Genomic DNA, 18,932 nt, shown 5'->3' on the forward strand with positions numbered 1-18,932 from the left:
AGGTTGTATGAACAACATGAACACGATGAAGCTGATGCTTGCGCTGCTGGCCAGCACGACCAGTTACACCGCACTGGCCGCAGAAAAAACCTTTCCGCTGACCGCCTTCAGCAGCGTTGAAGTCCGACAGGGCATCAACCTGTCGATCAAATGCGCTGCAACGTCATCAATGGTGGTCTCAGGCTCTGCCGATACGCTGAGCAAGCTCCAGGTGACGACAAACAATAAGGCATTATTGCTCGTGAATGACGCAGCGGAAAATGATCGCTTCGTCTCCCGTTCGCTGGATATCACGCTGTATACCAGCGCGCCACTGACGGGGCTGACGGGAAAAGCAGGGGTAAAAATCGTGGCACCTGCATGTGCCGTCGATCAATCCAGACTGGCGGTCGCCGGCAGCATGGGCACAGACATCCAGATCGAGGGCAAGACAGGTGAGCTGGCGCTTGACCTGTCAATGGGCGGCACCTTTAACAAAAAACCGCTGCCCTTCACTGCGGATGTGGCGAATGTGCGCATGAGCATGGGAGCGGAGTCATCCCTGTGCCACATTCCCCGGATCAACGGCAGCCTGTCTGCCGGCGCACGGATGTCTGTCAGCCCATCGGCTCAGGTCGATACCGGCGCCACGGGCTCTTTCGCCAGCGAAATTTCAACCTCTGATTGTTCGTAAACGGCAGGGGTGAACAGGCGACTCTCAGTTTGATGGTAGCCTAGCTGCCATTGAACTGACGGTTGCTGCGCGCCAAGGATCGCACCATAAGCCAGACAAAAACGCCCCTCCCCTTGCACCTGGCAATAATGAATCTGCCCAATACTGATGGGGGGCGCGACCATGACCTGCGCCACCCCGCTCGCGCCTGCCTGTGGGATGACACAAAAACTGCGAAGCGGTTGAGTCAGCCCCGTGCCCCGGGCTTTCAGCCAGGCTTCCTTCATACTCCAGAGCTGCGTAAAGCGAGTGAGGTAGTTGGCTTCGTCAAGCGCTAGCCAGCGTTGCTCATCCGCGTGGAAAAAGCGTTGGGCGATGGCTTTTTTTACCGCAACCTTTCCGCTGATTTGTTCCAGATCAACCCCGACTTCATACTCCCGGCACAGGGCGATGGCGGCCGAATGAGCGCTGTGGCTCAAGTTAAAGCGCAGCCAGGTGTACTCCGGCAGCCAAGGTTTACCGGTAGAGGTTCTGGCGATACGCACTTGATCAACCGGGATCGCCAGGTAGGCCGCCAGCACCTGATGCAACCAACGTTGCGCACGTTGGCGAACCGTCATTTCCGGCAGCGCATCGTTAAAGTGCTGCAGCAGGCAGACACCCCTGCCTTCGATCAACTCAGGCAGGGGATTGCAGCGGTAAATTGATGGTGACTTTGCAACCGGTCTGCTCATGGCGATTCTCCAGAGACAAGTAACCGCCGTGGCTTTCAGCAATTTGCCGGCACAGGATCAGGCCGATGCCGGTGCCATTGGGTTTGGTGGTATAGAAAGGCACGAACAGATTCTTCGGATTAGTAAGCCCCACTCCCCGATCAAGGATGGTGATCAGTAAGCGCCCCTTCTCTTCAGCCCACTCGATATCGATACTGTCAGCGCTGCTGCCCATCGACTCATCGGCATTCTTGATCAGGTTGATCAACAACTGATGGATCTGTACCCGGTCGAGGCTGGCCATCAACGGACGCGGCCCGTTCAGGGTAATCACACGGTGAGAGAACAGCAGCGGCAGTTCAGCCACCAGCGCAGTCAAATCCACGCGCTCCTTCAGCGCCGGCGCCAGTTTGCTCAACTGCTGGTAGCTGCTGATAAACGCGATCAGCTCACGTACCCGCCGGTTAATCAGATCGATGCCCTCGGTAAAACCGGGGGGCAGGTTGTCAGAATGATGCCGGTAGTGTTGCTGCAGCATTTGACTGATGGAGGCGATGGGGCTGAGGGAGTTGTTGATTTCGTGGCTTATCACACGCAACAAATCTTGCCAGGCTTTCTGCTCTTCCTGACGCAACATGTCGTCAACATCACTGACGAACAACAGCACATTCTGGACACCATCCACCATGTAGGTGTCACTGGTCACTTTGTACCGGCCCGGTCGCCCTTCATGATCGGACACCACAGGGTGCTCCGTGTTGGCATTGTGCAAAAGTTTATCCAGTTGCCAGGCGCTGGCTGTATCGCCAATCAACTTATCCAATGAGGTGCCCAACATGCGCGAGGCTGCGTTATTGCACCAGATCAGCCGATGACTGCCGTCCAGGGCATAGATGGCAACCGTAATATTGGAGATCACTTTTTGCAGCAGGAAATCCATCTCCCGCTGCTGTTGGCGGTGGCGCGACAATTGGCTGGAAATGTCATTGATTTGCTCAATGACGCCCTCAAAAGCCCCCGCCCCGTTGGTCACCCCACGCAGACTGAAATCTTCCTGCTCTACCGCTTCCAGCAAATTGGATATGACGTTGATTTTATAAATCAACTGCTGAAAAAAGTGATAGCAGAAATAAACCATCGCTACACACAGAACAAACAGGGTGAAAAACTTAAGGTAAATGGACTGGTGCGGAAAAACCCAAAGCAGCAGGTACGCAATAATTGAGCCTATCGGCGCCAGACTGCACAGCAGCAAGTGACGTATTTCAAATGAATGAAAAAAATTACTCATGGCAGATTTTTAGTTTTTCGAGCCGGCGATAAAAAGCGCTGCGGCTGAGCCCCAGCGATTCTGCGGCCTTGACCGCATTGCCGTCATACTGACGCAGGCGCTGTAACAGTAAGGTTTCTTCGGCTTCGGCCAGGGTGCACGCGTCCGTCAATCCTAAAGACAATTCGTTGACCGGACGCACTTCGCTCTGGGATAACACCGAAAACGGCAGGCAGAGGTCTTCCGGATCAATCACATTGGCGCGACACAGCAACACGGCGCGCTCCAACAGGTGGCTAAGCTCCCGGATATTCCCAGGCCATGAATAATCCAGCAGTACCTGGCGTGCCTGCGGCAATAATACCGGCCGGGGTTTGTTGTATTTACGCGCAAAACGTTTCAGGAAGCGCTCAGTCAGCGGCTCGATATCTTCCAGCCGTTCGCGAAGCGGCGGCAGCTGGATTTGAATCAGGTTCATGCGGTACAGCAGGTCCTGACGGAACCGCCCCTCTGCCACGGCCTTGTCCAAGTCGGAATTGGTGGCTGCGATGATCCTGCATTGAGTGGTCTGGGTACGCGAAGATCCGACGCGCTCAAACTGCCGCTCTTCCAGCACCCGTAACAGTTTCACTTGCTGCGTCAGGGGCAAGTTACCGATTTCATCGAGGAACAGCGTCCCCTTGTCCGCCAATTCAAAGCGGCCGATACGGTTCTCCCGCGCATCGGTAAAGGCGCCTTTTACGTGGCCAAACATCTCGCTTTCAAATAACTGCTCGTTAATACACCCCATATTCACTTCGACGATACTGTGTTCGGAGCGCGAGGAAATCTGGTGGATATAACGCGCGAGCAGGCTTTTACCGGTGCCATTTTCTCCCAGGATCAGAACGCTGGTATCGGTCACCGCTACCTTTTCCACCAGGCTGATCAGCCGTTTCATCGCCGGTGAGCGGACAACCCATTCGCTGTCCATATCATCTTCGAGCGCCAGTTTGAGCAGCTTGTTTTCTTCGCGCAGGCAATTGCCTGAACGACGCGCCTGGCTCATGGCAATCTGCTGCTGAACGATGCTCAGCAAACGCTCGTTATCCCAAGGCTTTTGAATAAAATCGGCCGCCCCACCCCGCATGGCGTTGACAATGATGTCGACACTTCCCCACCCCGTCATCGCGACAGCCGGCAAGCAATCATCGAACTTCTTCATCTCGGCCAGCAACTGCAACCCTTCCATGCCTGACGTGGTGTCTTTCTGAAAGTTCATGTCCATCAATACCAGATCAACAGGCTTGGCGGACAAATGTGCAAGCAGGCGATCGGCCTGGGTTTCCAGGGTCACGTCGTACCCTTGCATGCGCAATAAGATATCGAGGCTGGTCAGGATTCCCGTGTCATCGTCTATCACAAGGATGTGTTTCTTATCGTTCATTTCAAGCATCCAGCTTGGAGCGCCGTGCCCGGGGAGCACGGCGGTCGTTTATTCATAACGAATCGCGTCGGCGGGCGACATATTGGTTGCCCGTCGGGAAGGAAGCCAGACCGCCAGCGCCACAACCAGCGTAATCATCAGCGCCACCATCCAGAACAGGAGCACAAAAGGAGTGTTTCCGTTACCCAGAACGCGCGTCAGTTTGGGAGCAACAAAGAATGCCAGCGGCAAGCCGATGATAAGGCCGATCAATAACTGCTTGCCGCCCTGGATCATAAGCATACGTAACAAATTACTTTCAGTGGCTCCCATGGCCATTCGTAAGCCAATTTCCTGGGTACGCTGATTAATCAAGTTGCACATCACCGCATAAATACCCGTCGCAGCCAGTATCATCGCCACCAGGCCGAACAACATGAAAAGATTGGCAATAAAATGCAAGCCGGCCGTGTTACGGGCCAAGCGTTCATTCAACGTCTGGATCTGATTGACGGAAAGATTGCTGTCCACCTGACGGACCGCGTTGATCAGGGCGGGGCCGACCGTTTCAGGATGCGAGGCTCGCAGCACCAGCATCAATGAGGGCGCGGGTTGCTGCTCCAGAGAGCGGTACACCGTGGCGCGGTGGCGGAATGCGCTGAAAGGCCGTCCATGAATAACGCTGGGCACCACGCCTACTACGTTGTACCAGCGTTGGTCATCGGTATCGCGAAAACGCAGGCGCTTGCCAATCACATCCCGCTCTCCCGGCCAGAACTGTTCAGCAAAGGACTGGCTGACGACGACCACCTGTTGTGAGTCCTGAGTATCGCCGTGGACGAACTCCCTGCCCGCCATGGGGGTAATACCCATTGCCGACAGGCTGCCCGGCATGACCTGCACATCATTGACCATCGGGTAAGACCAGCGCTCGTTCCTGTTGTTGGCCGACGAGTCTACATCCACCTGGTGCGGCACGGTGAACTGTCCCACGGCACTGGTGGTCAACGCTGCGCTTTCAACCCCGGGAATCGCAGCGGCAGCGTCCTGCAGGCGCTGGTAAAACAGGATACGGCTTGCATCATCAGGATAATTGTTAGCGTTGAGGTGGATTTGCGCGGTCAGGTAGTTACTGGTGTCGACACCATAATCAGCGCGGGTCGCCTGGTAGACCAATAATGCGAACAGCGCACTGATACACAGAATTGAGCAGGAGAGCCCCACTTCAAAGATAACCAGGATCCGTGAAACCCGACTTGCACCACGGCTCTGCGCACCACGGGTGCCATCACGCAGCACATCATTGAAATTGCCATGGACGATTTTCCAGGCCGGCAATGCACTGGTGAGCACAGCCGTGATGATCACCAGGACAAGGGCGTTGAGGACCAACACATTATCGAGTGACAGCTGCCACCAGAAAGGGATTTTATTGGGTACGAAACCAGGCAGTATCGTATTGGTTATCTCCAGCCCCCATGCAGCCAGCAGGATCGCCACGACACCGGACAGAAAACAGATAAATAAGCTTTCCAGCATCATTTGCAGTACCAGGCGGCCTGCGGGAGATCCCAGCGCGACCCGGATCGCGATCTCTTTGGAACGCTCAGTTGTTCTTGCCAGCAATAAATTTCCGACATTGCAGCAAGCCAGTAGCAGCACAAAACTGACGGCAAACAGCATGACGATAAAGATCGGCGTGGTCTCCTCACCCATAAAGTTTTCCTGGAACGTCAATACCTGAGCGGAAAGCCCTTTATTACTTTCCGGGTACTCCAGCGCCAGTGACTGCATCACTCTATTGAGATCGCGGTTGGCATCCGCAAGGGTCACACCGGGCTTCAAACGCGCATACACCGACACTTCCGGAGCGCCTTTACGCTCCAGGTACTGCGAGGGTTCAAGCTGAGAAGGCAGCCACAGGTCATGGAAGAAGGGGAAGGCAAAATTTTGCGGCATGATGCCGACGATGCGGGTATGTATGCCGTTGATCCTGATATCGCGGCCAATGAGTTGCGCATCGGAAGCGAAGTAGTTTTGCCACATTGCATAGCTGATCACCGCGACAGGTTCAGCCCCCGACTGAACGTCCTCTTGATTCAGCACACGCCCTCGAAATGGCTGAACAGCTGCATAAGAGAACAGCTCCGAGGTGTTTCTGATGGCCATATAGGAAACAGCTTTGTTGCCATCACTGATATCCGCGCGCTCGGCGTAGAAATAGCCCATATCCTCAAACTGGGTAGAGCGCGCCTTGATATCGCTGTAGTCCATGAAGTTCAGCCCGGAATCACTCAGGCTGACACCATTCACGGTCGGATTGACCAGCACCATGCTTTTTCCGTCCGGATAAGGAAGCGGAGCGAACATGATGGTATTGATCACCGAAAACATATACAGGGTCAGTGCTAGTCCACAGGACATGATCAGCACGGTAACAAAAGTGAAGCCGGGGCTTTTCAGGAGTAAACGCAAGGCATAGCGAATATCAAAAAGCATCTTATGCTTCCTTCACCAGGGTCAGTTGGCGCGCGTGCTCCCCATCGCCGACGACCTTTCCGTCAGACAGGACAATACTGCGCTGTGCACGCTCAGCCGAACGAGGATCGTGGGTCACGATGCAGATCGTGGCACCTTCCTGATGCAACTTATCGAGGATATTCAATACCGCTTCTGCGTTGTGCGAATCCAGGTTACCGGTGGGTTCGTCCGCCAGAAGGATGGACGGATTACCCACGATGGCCCGAGCCACCGCGACGCGCTGCTGCTGCCCGCCGGAGAGTTGTGAAGGATAGTGACGGCTACGGTGGGACATATTGACCTTGGCCAAGGCCTCGGCGACTCTCTTGTGCCGTTCAGACTTGGAAATGTCGCTGCGGTAGGTCAGTGGCAGCGCGACATTTTCTTCGATCGTTAGATCACTGATGAGGTTGAACGACTGAAAGATGAAGCCGATGTCCCGATTACGCACCTGCGCACGCTGCTTCTTGGAAATATTGTCGACATTGCGACCCGCCAACTGATAAGTGCCGCTCGACGCCGTATCCAGCAACCCCAGAACTGAGAGCAGAGTCGATTTCCCACAGCCTGAAGGCCCCGATATAGCCACGTACTCGCCCTTGGAAATGGTCAGTGTGATCTTGCTGAGCGCATGGGTTTCGATTTCATCAGTCAGAAAAATTTTGTTTACGTCAGTCAGTTCTACCAAAGGTTCCATCTTTACTGTCTCCAGGGCATTGTTCCGGTAGCCGGCGCGAGCTGCATCAGTTGGCAATTTCAATCTGATCGGCCCCCTGCCAAGCGGTGCTGTCACTGAGAATTATTTTGTCGCCAGCCTTGAGCCCGCGGGTGATCTGAATGTAGTCAGCAGAACCCTGCCCGAACTCCACTTTCATCTTGGTCGCTGAACGGTCTTTGTCATCCAGCCGGTAGAGCATAGAGGGCAAGTTATTCTGCGCGAACGGCGGGCGCTCGACATACAACGAATTATTGATTTTCGTCACCGCGATCAATCCATCGACACTCAGATCAGGACGTGCTTCCTGTGGCAGAGGCTGATTGAACGTCACATCCACCTTGACCGTTCCGTTCGTCACCGCGGGATCGACCCTGGATAACACCCCGGTAAACCGGCTGCGCCCTGTGTTGATCGTGACGGCCTGCCCGACCGCGAGATCGCGTGACTGCAATTCGGGCACTTTGAGCTCGGCATACAGCTCCTTCTCTTTGGCAAGTCGCGCGATATCACTGCCTACTGTTACCCGCTGTCCGACCTGGACCTTCACATCCTGCAAAATGCCATCTATCGGTGATTTAACCTTGAGCGAATCAACCTCCTGCTGATTCAAAGCAACCAGAGACTCCAATTTATTAAGGCGCATAAAGTTCGCCTTTATATCCGCCTGGACGCTGAGCTTAAGCGTCCTTAACCGTCGCTCTTCAAAACCGACCTGCTGAGTATACTGTTCAGTCAGAATGCGTGTGGTTTCATATTCCAGCCTTGGCACGGCCAAAATGTATTTTTTCTGAGCAGCAAGACGCAGTGTAGATGCAAGTAATCGACTCTTCGCATCCATCATTAACGCCTCTTGATTGAGAATTTTATTTTGCAGTTCGGCATTTTTGGCCTCGGTTTCTGCTCGGCGAGCATTAAGTTCCAGTTGGCTCTCCTGAAGCCGCTGTTCGAGCGTCGGATTACTCATGACAACCAGCAACTCTCCTTTGCTGACTTTCATCCCGGCCTTATAAATGACTTCCTCCACCCGAGCGTCAACGTTTGCCGCCACCCAGTTGATGTTCCACGGTAAAAGCACTCCATTGCCACGTACCTCAACGGCGAAGTCACCATACTTGACTTCCGCAAGCGTCACGCTGCTACGGGCAACCTGGTAAGGCGAGAACCGATAGTTATAAATAATCAGCAACAGCACCAGCAGAAAGACGCCGCCAGCAATCGCTTTACTGTGCTTTTTCAGTAGGAGCTTATTTCCCGGCTGCGGGATCGAGATATCCATGATAGTACCAACGCTAACAATTTGAATAATCCAAGGCACATTCCATGCCAAAACAAAAAACATACATATAACTGCATGATATTTAAGCAATAAAAATAAAGACAACACGTGAATTATTTGATGTCAGTGACGGGGCATCTCATTTTCGGAACGACAGAAAACGTGCATTTCTTATTAGCTGATGTCCATGGGCAAACTGCACGAAATTAGCAATCCCAATAATGGGACGCAAGATAACAGTCTGCGAAAAAACTTTTCGAAAATGGGATTTCATTTTCCCTAAATCGAGAAACGCTAAAAAAACACTTAACAAACAGCCACTTGAAGCCGCTAAAAATCTGGCATAGCAATTGCCTATTCATGAGTGAGTCAAAAGCCTACCTCAACAATAAAAAATCTTCGCCATTGAGCGCTGCAGAACGGAGTCTGTATGTGGGATCTTAAAATCTCGAATGCTGAAAAGACCCTCTTTACACAAAAAATAATGGACGACCTGTATAAACGTCATTTTGAGATCTATGGAAAACATGCACATACAGAAAAAGCGCTGTGCATTGCCACAGTGATAAACTACATCATAGAGAATATTTCAGAGGAGATTACCTTGGACGACCTGGAAAAAATCTGTGGTAAAACCCGGTTTGATATTTGTCGAATGTTCAACCTGTTTTACGACGTAACACCGATCAAGTGGATGTGGAGAGTCCGACTGGCGCTGGCAAAGGAATTTATTCATCTGGCACCGGAATGGTCATTAACTGATATCAGTTACGCCTGCGGTTTTTCCTCCCTGCCGCATTTCTCTCGAAGCTTCAGTAAAACCTATAATGAAACACCACTAAAACTCAAACAATATGTAATGAAGTCGACCAGGCAGAAAGCAAAGAAAGAATCTTCTGAGTATGATTTTATCTTTGGCGTGCAAAGAAATGGTTTCTCACGCAACATGCTGCTCAACAACATCAACTCATTATAATTAATAAAATCCAGCTGAACACGCACGAACCTCAGGTCGCTCGTACAATCGATAAGGCACGAAAGAATCAGCGTCACTGTGCAACGGCTGCTCCCTATTACCGGGAAAAAGCAGAGGGACAACAGTTGAAGCGACAGTCAAACTCGGCTAAAAAAGAGTGACGAGCGCTTGAGGGGAAGGCAGGAAAGTGCAAAGGTGACACTCAGTTATCTTAGTTAACACTCGCGATCAGCGAACATAAAACTAACACTTTGAACGCTTGACACCTATGTTAATGGTGGCGCGCCAGCGCAATGCGGGATCAACAATAGCGACATAATCTTCCTGCGCTGTAGGGGCCAGAAAAGTAGAAATACGGTTGAACACAGTGGCATCGCGCAATGCACCATTGTGCCCCTTACCTTCAGTTACAATCAGTTTGCTTTTACCCAGAACATGGTTAAGTACCATGGCCTCTTCCATATCGATACTCACGTCTCCCTTGTCATGCAATATCAGTACTGGCTGTTTTATTTTTGAGATTAATTCAGGTCCGATTTTATCAGGGTGCACGCCATAACGTAGCTGATAGAGCTTTTTCATCGTCGTTGCAATATGCCGGGGTAGTTTATTGCTGAGCACATAATTATCCAGTACTTCGCCGAAGCTGCAAGGACTGCTGATCAGGATCATTCTCTTGAACAACAGCCCTTGTAATGCGGCCATACAGCCTACCAACCCGCCGGACGAGTGCCCGATAACCACTGAGAAGGGACCGTATTGTCGCTCGATATCGATGACGGCCCTGGAAAGATCGTAAAAAGACACGCCCTTACCCGGGGACACACCATGTGCCGGCAGGTCAGGTGCAAAAACGGTGTAGCCCTTTGCCTGCAAACGCTGGGCAAGGTGCCTGAGCATGATACTTCGCCCATCCCAGCCATGCAGCAGCAATACTTTCTCTGTTTGCTGCGCTGATTGAGAGTAAATAAACATCTTCACGAAGGTGTGCCGCCAGGTGAAATTTTCCTGCAGGCATTGGCTGAGTAGCATCATCTCAGCCGGCTTATAGGGTAATGGTCGGGTTTTTTCAAACAGGTGCAATGCATACAGCGCTGAAAGATAGGAGGACAGCATGTCCAGCGAATAGAGGTCGAACATCCTTATTAAACGGCACGCGCGGACATAGTGAGTCGTTGGCCTGACTCTGGCCTTCATTAACAATGTAGGCCGGAGCCGCATCACCACCAGCACGCGAAGGTAATTTTGGTGGATCAGCGAAACGATCAGCAACAGGGGATAGATAACACTAAAGAACATGCTCACTCCCAATTTTATTCGCGAGCCGCCAGTACTCGTTGGCAAAGGCCAAGAAGTTAATCGCACTGAACATAATGATGATACTCATGATCGCGTTCACACTAGAGAACCGATCCCAGCCGACCAATAAAACGATCACCATGAGCAACTCGATGATCACCGTCAAAATCAATACACGGCGCGCCTGATCAAGTTGTTCAAGTAAAGCTTGCAGAGACGCTACAAATGCCGTGAGGAAGAACGTCGGTAGTAAAATCAGCATCATCTGTCTACTGGCTTCCCTGATCGTCCCGTCACCTGAAAGAATGCCGATCAGCGCTTCTTCACTAAAGTAGACCCCAACGGTGAGCGCAAGATAAAGCCCACCAATAAACATCAGCCCACGATGCAGGAGCCGCTTCAATTCCTCACCGCGACTGATCGTCAAACGTTGGTTTATCAATATCGCCAGTGCAGAGCCGCAGGCCACGGCGGGAATAACGATAAACATCCTGATCTTGGTAATGATCAGGAACGCGGCGACATATTGTTCACCCAGCGTTCCAATCAAGGGAAACACCAGCAGCGAGCTGAAAAACACCACGATAAAAGATGCAAAGATCGGTAAGCCAACCTGCTGGAGAAGGCCTTTTAATCGCGCAATGAACGCTTGCGGACGGTCGTCCTGCTGCTGGCGACCGACACGCCATACCAGCCATGTCGCAACCGGGATCAGCAGGCCGGACGCCAAGGCATTTGCCACGATAATGGAATAGAAGCCCAAACCGTAGACGTGGTAGCTGGTGTAGCAAATACCTGCGTTCAGGACGATATAGGCAATCACAAGAAACATGCTCAACGCGCTCTTGCCCTGCCCTCGCAGGGCGCTGTTACACATTTCCAGGTGAATGAACGGCAGCATCGAAAGGAAGTAGAGCGGAAGTGCCTCTTGATAAAAGCGCTCACCAGACACGGGAAGCAGCTTCTCCAGCCAAGGCGAAGAGAGTGCGATCGTCCCACTGAGCGAGGCCACAACCATCACGCCCAGCACAGATAAAATGGTCGTTGCCGTCAGCACTTTCTGCTTTGACCAAAGGTTCAAAGACCTGGCGCTGAATACCTGGTTACTGATAGCCAGGCATTCGAGAATCGCCAGGAACAAAAAACTGAACGGCTGGATCATCGACAACCAGTAAATCGACGTTGTCTCAGCGCCATGTCCCAAAATAGCGGTCTGGGTGTTTTGTGAAAAAGACACCGCGACGGCAACGACAATCATTGGCCAGGCAAGCTTCAGTAGGTCCGCAATATCCCGGCCTGCCCCCTGGCGTTGCGACAGAGCCAAGCCCGGTGATGTGTTCACACAACCTCCCCCACACTATCGCGCTGTGGCATGGCGTAATGCCCCGTCGTTTTGCCATGCAGGCTATAAATCATCATCGAGAGATAAGACAGCGTGTGCGTCGCGCCAAGCAGATAGCCATGGCCTCCCATCAATTTTTCCGCTCTGTTGGTCAGCAGGGTGATCTGCCAATGGTCTTCTTCAGCGTCCTGAAAATCCTGCGCCGCGATGCGCATTTCCCATTGCAACACCAGTTGGCTGCACTGACTGGTCACATCCGCAAACTCGGCTTTAATCAACTGATGCCGGGTAGTTTTCACACCAAAGCTCCGGCGTGCGGACAAATGCGTCCAGCTCATGCCCAACATGCGCATCAACAGCCCCAAACGGGCGGCGACAGAGACAATGAGTGGGGTGTCATCGGCGGCTATCGCCTGCTCCCCTCCCAGGTATTGGAGATCCAGGCCAAGAGAGGCAAGTACCCGATCCGCCTGCGGTGATTGACCGGCCGTGACCTCTCGCTCGTCCGGCACGAGTTGATAACCTTGGCTGAACACCCGCCTGGTATGATCGGGCAATTCAAGACGCAATAGCCGCACGGCTTCTGCGGGCTCATTGCCCGAAAACAGCCGATAAATTCTGTTAAACGGGCCATCAGGCATATGAGTTCTCCAACTGCAGGTGCTGCTCAATCCAACTGATCAACTTACCGACCGTGGTGAATGCATCCTGATCGATTTGATCAGGCTCAAACATTAACCCAGGGACTTTTTCTTCGAGTGTCAATAAAAACTGCACAAACAACACCGAATCCAAATCTAGGTCTTCGTTGAAATCTGTTTCCAGACTGACCGACACGGCCGAAGACATAATATCGTTGAGCGCTTCATTAACCGCCGACAGAAGACTTGACATGTACAACCTCGCTATTTTCTATTTTTTCAATTAATACGCATGAAAGCGTAACGCCCATGCCCATGGTGAGGCAGAGGATTCTTTTGCCTGTGAAATTTTTCAACAGGGCAGACAAGTTAAATAAAACGTCCGAACAATAAGCGTGCCCATACTCGGCAATATGATCGGCAAACATGATGCCTTTGAAATTTAATTTATCGGCGACTCTTTTAAGCATCGGCAGATCCAGATTGCATGGAACGATTGCGTCGATGCTCTCAGCGGGAACATTGAATCTATCCAGCGCGTACAGATAGAAATCATGATACTCCCGCTCCAACGACGCATATAACTCGCGCCGGCGCACAGCAGACTCATGCCGGTGATTGTCATAAAAAGAGGACAGGTGCCTTACGGCTGTATGCTTCAAATTCCATTGGGCAGGCCCCGCATTGAGCAGCATCGCCGCCGGTATCTCGGCCAACACGCTATTATCCAGTCGATTAACAGCACTATGAAAAGCCTTCTCCCCCGTAAGAAGGAGCATTGGCTCTCTGCGCTTAATCAATCTGTTTTTTAATAGGTGAATCGCCGATAAGGCAGACGAGCAATGGTTCAAGCTGACGCTGAGTACTTCCCAGTGCCCTATCCCGCACGCCTCGGCAACATCCTCCAGCCAATGATTATCAAAGAAGGTGTTATGCGTCTGTGTTTTGGCATACACCAGGCACCCTTTGACTTCTTTTACATGAGGGTTTGCAATAATCAGCGCGCACAGCGTATCCACAAGCATCTCTGCGTGTGTTCTGGAAGACATCCCAATGGTGTGCAAAGAGTAATAACGCTGTAATACCTTGCAAGCACCCGATTTTAAATCATGGGATTGCTCAAGCGTGCTCAAGGGCTCTAATGAAATACGATCCGGCAACCAACATAAATAATTAAGTGGCAGCATAACGTTCCCGCATGGAGTAATTTTAGTGCAGTTATAAATTACCCACATCGTCCCAGAAACGGATCGTGCTTTTTGCCTCAAATTGCTTAAAAGGCATGTTTTTCCCATTTGCAGGTCCCACAAATGGAACTATTAACGGTTAACAGCGGTCTTGCGAATGCCTGGAGGCCCAAACCCGTAGCTGGATCGATAAGTCCGTACTACCTGGAGCCTTTGGGTGCCGATGCAGTGAAACGCCCTTGAGCGACGTGGCATTTGGGGGGCACCGGATGGATGGGCTGTAAGGCTTTTTTCAGCACAAAACAAACGCCCCGAACATATTGGGGCGCTTGTTGGAGCCATCGCTCGAGTGTTTTCATATGGGCTGCTAAATGCCCCTTTTGTACTCAAACCAAGATCAACTGGTCAGCCAGGACTCCACGGCATCAGAGTGTTTCTCAAGGTTGCCGGAATTCTGCGAGTCTGGACATCGTTAACCTCGTAAATGACTGTCTGCGAAGACGAATTTACGTCGTAGGTTTAATCCAACTCGCTGATGCAGACCACTTTAGGCTGCGTCATGTCCTCATAGGCAAATCGAACACCTTCGCGCCCCAAACTTCCGTACTTGAAGCCACCGAAAGGCATGGCATCGAAACGATAATCGGAAGAATCATTGATCATCACGCCACCCGCTTCAATCTGCCGCGCCAATTTCAAGGCCTTGGAAAGATCACGTGTGAAGAGTCCCGCATGCAAGCTGTACTCCGGAGCGTTGGCCAGAGCAACAGCATCATCCAACTGGTCAAAAGGCTCCAGGATGACAACCGGCGCGAAGACTTCCTGCTGCCAGATCCGACTGTTATGGCTTACACGCTCCAGCACGGTCGGCGCATAGCTTCCCACTTCGCGATGGTGCCCACACAGAAGAACGGCCCCCTCGGCCAGTGCTTCATTTACCAATTGTTCGGTACGACGGGCCGCTTGTTCCGTAATCATCGGGCCTACATCCGTTGCTCGCTGGTCAGGATCACCCACTACCAAGGCACGCGTTTGGCTGACAAAACGCTCACGGAAGTCCTCATAAATTGAACTATGTACAAGGATGCGTTGAGTGCCGATGCAATTCTGCCCTGCTGCCCAAAAGGCGCCAGACACGCAGGACTCAACAGTCGGTTCGATATCGCAATCTTCAAGCACGAGAACCGGGGCATTTCCTCCCAGATCCATCGCTAGCTTCTTCAACCCTGCACTACGAGCAATGGCCTCCCCCGTGGCAAAACCGCCCGTAAAGGAAATCATCCGAACTTCACGAACCTCCACCAATGCTTTACCCAGATCGACGCCACCGGTCGCCGGGGTTACCACAGACGGAGGCAGACCCGCTTCCACCAGGCACTCAACCAGCTTGAGAGCAGACAACGGTGCGAGCTCTGAGGGCTTCAGGATCACAGCATTACCACCGGCGATGGCCGGGCCAAGTTTATGGGCGACCAGGTTCAGCGGATCGTTGTAGGGAGTGATCGCGACGATAAGCCCCAACGGTTCTCGAGTGAACCAGCCTTGGCGCGATTCGGAGCCTTCATATGCCTCAAATGGAATCACTTCCCCGGCGTTACGACGAGCCTCTTCTGCCGATAGCTTCAGCGTGTTGACACAACGCTTCACCTCCTTCTCTGCTTGTCGCAGCGTCTTCCCCGCCTCTGCAACAATGAGTTTGGCAAACGCTTCAGCCTCAAGCTCTACACGCCGGGCCGCCTCCTCAAGGATGCGTGCACGAAGGTGACGAGGCATTGCCGCACTCTCGCGCACGCCGATTCGCGCGCGTTCCAGCAAGCCAGGAACTGCGGCGGCATCGAGGCAAGGGACACTGCCCACCAGGCGACCATCGAATGGACTGAACACATCAATCTGTTTGGCTTCAACAAGCTGGATACTGGCCATGCTGGATACGCTCATGACTATCTCCTGTTATTTGCCGTGGGCGGTGTGGATGGCGACGATGTCCGACAGCAATGCGAAGGCTGTTTCGATGCGCCCTGCCCCAGGCCCGGACACCGTGACAGCTCCCAGCAGTTCGGTCTTGAATGACACTGCATTCGTAGCACCGCTGATTCCGGCAAGAGGATGTGAGTTCGACAGTAACCGAGCTTCCACACTCGCTCGAACCGAGCCATCTGCTGCACGATCGGCTGAGCCGATCAGTTTCCAGCTCGCGCCATTGGCACTTGCCTGGGCAATATCTTGCGCGCTGATATTGCTGATACCCGAGCACGCTACATCGCTGACATTCAGTCGTGCGTTGAGCAGTTCGTTGGCCAGGATCACTACCTTGAGGCGTACGTCAAACCCTTCCACATCGGCGGTAGGATCTGCCTCGGCGTAGCCGAGTTGTTGCGCTTGTACGACGGCATCGTTGAACGCCAGGCCGTCTTTCATCCGGGTGAGCACGTAGTTGGAAGTGCCGTTCAGGATGCCTTCGAAGCCTTGCACGTTGGCACCCGCCAGGGCCTGTTTGGCCAGACGAATCACGGGGGTGCCACTCATCACCGCCCCCTCGTATTCGAAGGCGACCTGGTTGCGACGGGCCAACGCCTTGAGCTCGGCACCGTGCAGCGCAATAGGTCCCTTATTGGTGGTCACTACATGAATGCCGCTTTCCAAGGCCCAGCGGCAAAAGGTAGTGGCGGGCTCGCCATCCACCGGATTGGTGAAAGTGGCCTCAGCGATGATGTCTGCACCGGAATGCTTGATCACGGTTTCGTTGAAGGCCTCGGCATTGCCGCCGGGCAGTTGAGCGAATGCGCCCTTCTCAACCGGCAGTGCCACCAACTGCTTTGCATCCAGACCGTCTTTGGCAACGATTGAGCCGAGGAACAGATCGGTGACCCCGACAATTTTAATGGTGAAGCCCAGGGTCTCTTTCCACTCGGCATTACGATCGGCGACCAATTGGGCGAAGCCACGGTTCACGCCACCAAACCCTACCAAGGCAATTTTGTACTCAGTCATAACCGCTGTTCCTATATTGATGTTGTTCGATAGGAACATCCTAAGAGGCGGGCTTTGGCAGTTGAATATGGCAGAGTGCTGTATTAGTTGAGCGTTTTGCCCAAGCACGAAGTTGTCAAAACACCGCAGAAAGGACGAACGATGTCACGGTGTTTTCCACCCCTGGCATGGCCGCGATTTCCTTCCACACGAGATGGACTCGTTCAGGTGTGGCGGCATTCACACGCAGCATTAAATCGAACTCACCACTGAGTACTTCACATTGCACGACTTCGGGAATGGAGCGCAGCGCAGTCAGTACTTCTTCGCCACGCATGCGGTCGTAGCGGTAGACAAAGATCACCGCGCTGATAAGCGACGTAGGCCGCCGCGACTCACCGAGAAGTACCGTATAGCCCTGGATCGCACCGTCGCGCTCAAGACGCTCGATACGCTGGCGCACCGCATTGCGTGACAAGTTGATCTTGGCACCCAGTTCGATATGGGCTATTCGCGCATTGGCGGTAAGTTCGGCCAGTATGCGTTCGTCCAACGGATCTAGAATGCGCTTCATGCAGACCTCTGCTGCGCCAGACGAAGAGCCTGGCACAGACCGTCCAGATCGCCCTTGGCCAGGTACGGTGGTTGCGCGCGCACCTCGACAGTGCTCGGAACGCTTGTTTGCCAGACGCCCAGTTCGGCCAACAGCGCTGCTGACTTGGCCGGCGCAATTTGCCCGAAGGTGACCATCGGCGCGCCAAGACTGCGTCGATGAAGCCTGCCGGCCAGTACACCGACAGCGGTGTGAGGATCGATGGCCGAGCCTGTCTCTCGGAACAGTTCGACTACTTCATCGCGCACTTGGGATTCGTGTACGGCATAGGAATCGAAGAGTACTCGAGCACGTAGCCATTGCTGGTTGCCGATGCTCATTTCTCCGCAACTTTCAAAATGCTCCATCAGTGTCTTTGTTGAGCAGCTATCGTGCTCGTAAATCTCCCAGATAAACCGCTCCAGGTTGGAAAACAACGAGAAGTCCATCGCCGGCGACACTGTTCGATTAGTCATCCGGGTGGAGTACCGATTGCAATGAAAAAACTGGTGCAGGGCATCATTGCTGTTGGTGGAAATGATCACCTGATTGATGGGTAATCCCATTTTCTGCGCAATGTAACCAGCGTAGATTTCGGCCGAGCTGGCAGCTGGAACGCTAAAGCCAACGGGACGCGAGCCACCGCCCAGTTGCAAGGCCGCGTGGAAGTAAAAAACGATCTGGGCCAGGACGCCGATCCAATTGGTCGAGTTGAAACAGACCGGCAATACTCCGTCCAACGGCCACTCGCGCAAGAGTCGGGAGACCAGCGTCTGGCAATCATCGAAATTACCGTCAACCGGAAACAGCTGAACCCGCTGCGGGTCGGCTGCCTGCAAGGCACTGAGTTGCTCAGGCGCAAGCCCGTCGCGCGGATACAGTATTGCCATGCGGGCGGCCGGGCAGTTAGCAAAGGCTTCAAGCGCCGCGACGCCGGTATCACCGTTAGTTGCACCGACCACCAACGCTTCTTTACCGATCTCCTTCAGGAAATGGTCGACCAGGCGCGACTGCAATTGCGCGGCGAAATCCTTGGAAGAACCGGTCGGGCCATGAAACAGCTGGAGTATCCACTCGTTGTGCCCGATTTGCTCAAGCGGCGTAATAGCGCGGTGCTTGAATTGTTGATAGCTGTCACTGAGCAAGGCACGCAGGGTGCTTTCGTCTATGGAAGAGCCGACAAAAGGCGAAATCACTCGCCAAACCAACTCATCAAACGGCAGCCACGACCAGCTGGCAATCTGTTTCTCGGTAAAGACAGGCAAACTGGCTGGGACATAGAGACCACCATTTTCGGCGAGCCCCGACAGAACCACACTGCGAAAATCAGCACGCATGTCGCCGCCGCGAGTGCTTACATAATCCATGGCA

General features: G+C 53.0%; 18 protein-coding genes. 3 read left to right on the plus strand and 15 right to left on the minus strand.

Annotated elements, in window-relative coordinates:
- Positions 1–7: 7 nt before the first annotated feature.
- Complete coding sequence (locus JUI81_RS01575) at positions 8–673, plus strand: GIN domain-containing protein (RefSeq protein WP_204123517.1); 666 nt, start codon at positions 8–10, stop codon at positions 671–673.
- Here JUI81_RS01575 and JUI81_RS01580 read toward each other — a convergent pair.
- Both JUI81_RS01580 and JUI81_RS31710 read right to left on the minus strand, forming a co-directional pair.
- Positions 610–1,428, minus strand: a complete 819-nt coding sequence (locus JUI81_RS01580; protein WP_239077640.1) for a 4'-phosphopantetheinyl transferase superfamily protein — start codon at positions 1,426–1,428, stop codon at positions 610–612. The two genes, JUI81_RS01575 and JUI81_RS01580, sit on opposite strands and share 64 nt — an antisense overlap.
- Positions 1,331–2,107 carry a PAS domain-containing sensor histidine kinase gene (locus JUI81_RS31710; protein WP_239077657.1) on the minus strand — a complete coding sequence of 259 codons (777 nt, stop codon included), beginning with the start codon at positions 2,105–2,107 and terminating at the stop codon, positions 1,331–1,333. The genes JUI81_RS01580 and JUI81_RS31710 overlap by 98 nt, the downstream gene beginning before the upstream one ends.
- A gap of 129 nt (positions 2,108–2,236) precedes the next feature.
- On the opposite strand from JUI81_RS31710, the gene JUI81_RS31720 reads away from it, so the two are divergent.
- Positions 2,237–2,590, plus strand: coding sequence for a hypothetical protein (locus JUI81_RS31720; protein WP_239077659.1), 354 nt, complete (start codon positions 2,237–2,239; stop codon positions 2,588–2,590).
- Positions 2,591–2,648: 58 nt separating this feature from the next.
- On the opposite strand, the gene JUI81_RS01590 is transcribed toward JUI81_RS31720, so the two are convergent.
- From JUI81_RS01590 to JUI81_RS01605, 4 genes are read right to left on the minus strand one after another with little or no spacing between them, the layout of a single operon-like run.
- Positions 2,649–4,061 carry a sigma-54 dependent transcriptional regulator gene (locus tag JUI81_RS01590; protein WP_028940592.1) on the minus strand — a complete coding sequence of 471 codons (1,413 nt, stop codon included), beginning with the start codon at positions 4,059–4,061 and terminating at the stop codon, positions 2,649–2,651.
- A 48-nt stretch (positions 4,062–4,109) separates the two neighbouring features.
- Positions 4,110–6,539 (minus strand): ABC transporter permease, encoded by a 2,430-nt coding sequence (locus JUI81_RS01595; protein WP_096480220.1) that lies wholly within the window; start codon positions 6,537–6,539, stop codon positions 4,110–4,112.
- Position 6,540: 1 nt separating this feature from the next.
- Positions 6,541–7,320: an ABC transporter ATP-binding protein gene (locus tag JUI81_RS01600; RefSeq protein WP_230173726.1), complete on the minus strand. Its 780-nt coding sequence runs from the start codon at positions 7,318–7,320 to the stop codon at positions 6,541–6,543.
- On the minus strand, positions 7,304–8,554 hold the full coding sequence (locus tag JUI81_RS01605) for an efflux RND transporter periplasmic adaptor subunit (protein WP_204123519.1): 1,251 nt from the start codon (positions 8,552–8,554) through the stop codon (positions 7,304–7,306). Before JUI81_RS01605 ends, JUI81_RS01600 begins: the two co-directional genes overlap by 17 nt.
- 430 nt (positions 8,555–8,984) lie before the next feature.
- On the opposite strand from JUI81_RS01605, the gene JUI81_RS01610 reads away from it, so the two are divergent.
- Positions 8,985–9,530 (plus strand): helix-turn-helix transcriptional regulator, encoded by a 546-nt coding sequence (locus JUI81_RS01610; protein WP_019578948.1) that lies wholly within the window; start codon positions 8,985–8,987, stop codon positions 9,528–9,530.
- A gap of 243 nt (positions 9,531–9,773) precedes the next feature.
- Here JUI81_RS01610 and JUI81_RS01615 read toward each other — a convergent pair whose 3' ends face one another.
- The 9 genes from JUI81_RS01615 to thrC form a co-directional block, all read right to left on the minus strand.
- Entirely contained in the window at positions 9,774–10,829 is a 1,056-nt protein-coding gene (locus tag JUI81_RS01615; protein ID WP_204123520.1) for an alpha/beta fold hydrolase, read from the minus strand.
- On the minus strand, positions 10,819–12,171 hold the full coding sequence (locus JUI81_RS01620; protein ID WP_028940588.1) for an MATE family efflux transporter: 1,353 nt from the start codon (positions 12,169–12,171) through the stop codon (positions 10,819–10,821). The genes JUI81_RS01615 and JUI81_RS01620 overlap by 11 nt, the downstream gene beginning before the upstream one ends.
- On the minus strand, positions 12,168–12,812 hold the full coding sequence (locus JUI81_RS01625) for a hypothetical protein (protein ID WP_019578951.1): 645 nt from the start codon (positions 12,810–12,812) through the stop codon (positions 12,168–12,170). The genes JUI81_RS01620 and JUI81_RS01625 overlap by 4 nt, the downstream gene beginning before the upstream one ends.
- Positions 12,805–13,065, minus strand: a complete 261-nt coding sequence (locus JUI81_RS01630; protein WP_026331654.1) for an acyl carrier protein — start codon at positions 13,063–13,065, stop codon at positions 12,805–12,807. The genes JUI81_RS01625 and JUI81_RS01630 overlap by 8 nt, the downstream gene beginning before the upstream one ends.
- A complete protein-coding gene (locus JUI81_RS01635) occupies positions 13,040–13,999 on the minus strand; it encodes a 3-oxoacyl-[acyl-carrier-protein] synthase III C-terminal domain-containing protein (protein WP_239077641.1) in 960 nt (319 codons plus the stop codon). The genes JUI81_RS01630 and JUI81_RS01635 overlap by 26 nt, the downstream gene beginning before the upstream one ends.
- A 519-nt stretch (positions 14,000–14,518) precedes the next feature.
- Positions 14,519–15,937 carry an aldehyde dehydrogenase family protein gene (locus JUI81_RS01640; protein WP_204123521.1) on the minus strand — a complete coding sequence of 473 codons (1,419 nt, stop codon included), beginning with the start codon at positions 15,935–15,937 and terminating at the stop codon, positions 14,519–14,521.
- Between the two features lie 12 nt (positions 15,938–15,949).
- Positions 15,950–16,990 (minus strand): homoserine dehydrogenase, encoded by a 1,041-nt coding sequence (locus tag JUI81_RS01645; RefSeq protein WP_019578955.1) that lies wholly within the window; start codon positions 16,988–16,990, stop codon positions 15,950–15,952.
- Positions 16,991–17,105: 115 nt separating this feature from the next.
- Positions 17,106–17,543 carry an Lrp/AsnC family transcriptional regulator gene (locus tag JUI81_RS01650; protein WP_018925939.1) on the minus strand — a complete coding sequence of 146 codons (438 nt, stop codon included), beginning with the start codon at positions 17,541–17,543 and terminating at the stop codon, positions 17,106–17,108.
- Positions 17,540–18,928 carry a threonine synthase gene (gene thrC, locus JUI81_RS01655; protein ID WP_204123522.1) on the minus strand — a complete coding sequence of 463 codons (1,389 nt, stop codon included), beginning with the start codon at positions 18,926–18,928 and terminating at the stop codon, positions 17,540–17,542. The genes JUI81_RS01650 and thrC overlap by 4 nt, the downstream gene beginning before the upstream one ends.
- Positions 18,929–18,932: the final 4 nt, after the last annotated feature.

Origin of the sequence: Pseudomonas sp. 008 (assembly GCF_016861935.1) — a bacterium.
GTDB lineage: Bacteria > Pseudomonadota > Gammaproteobacteria > Pseudomonadales > Pseudomonadaceae > Aquipseudomonas.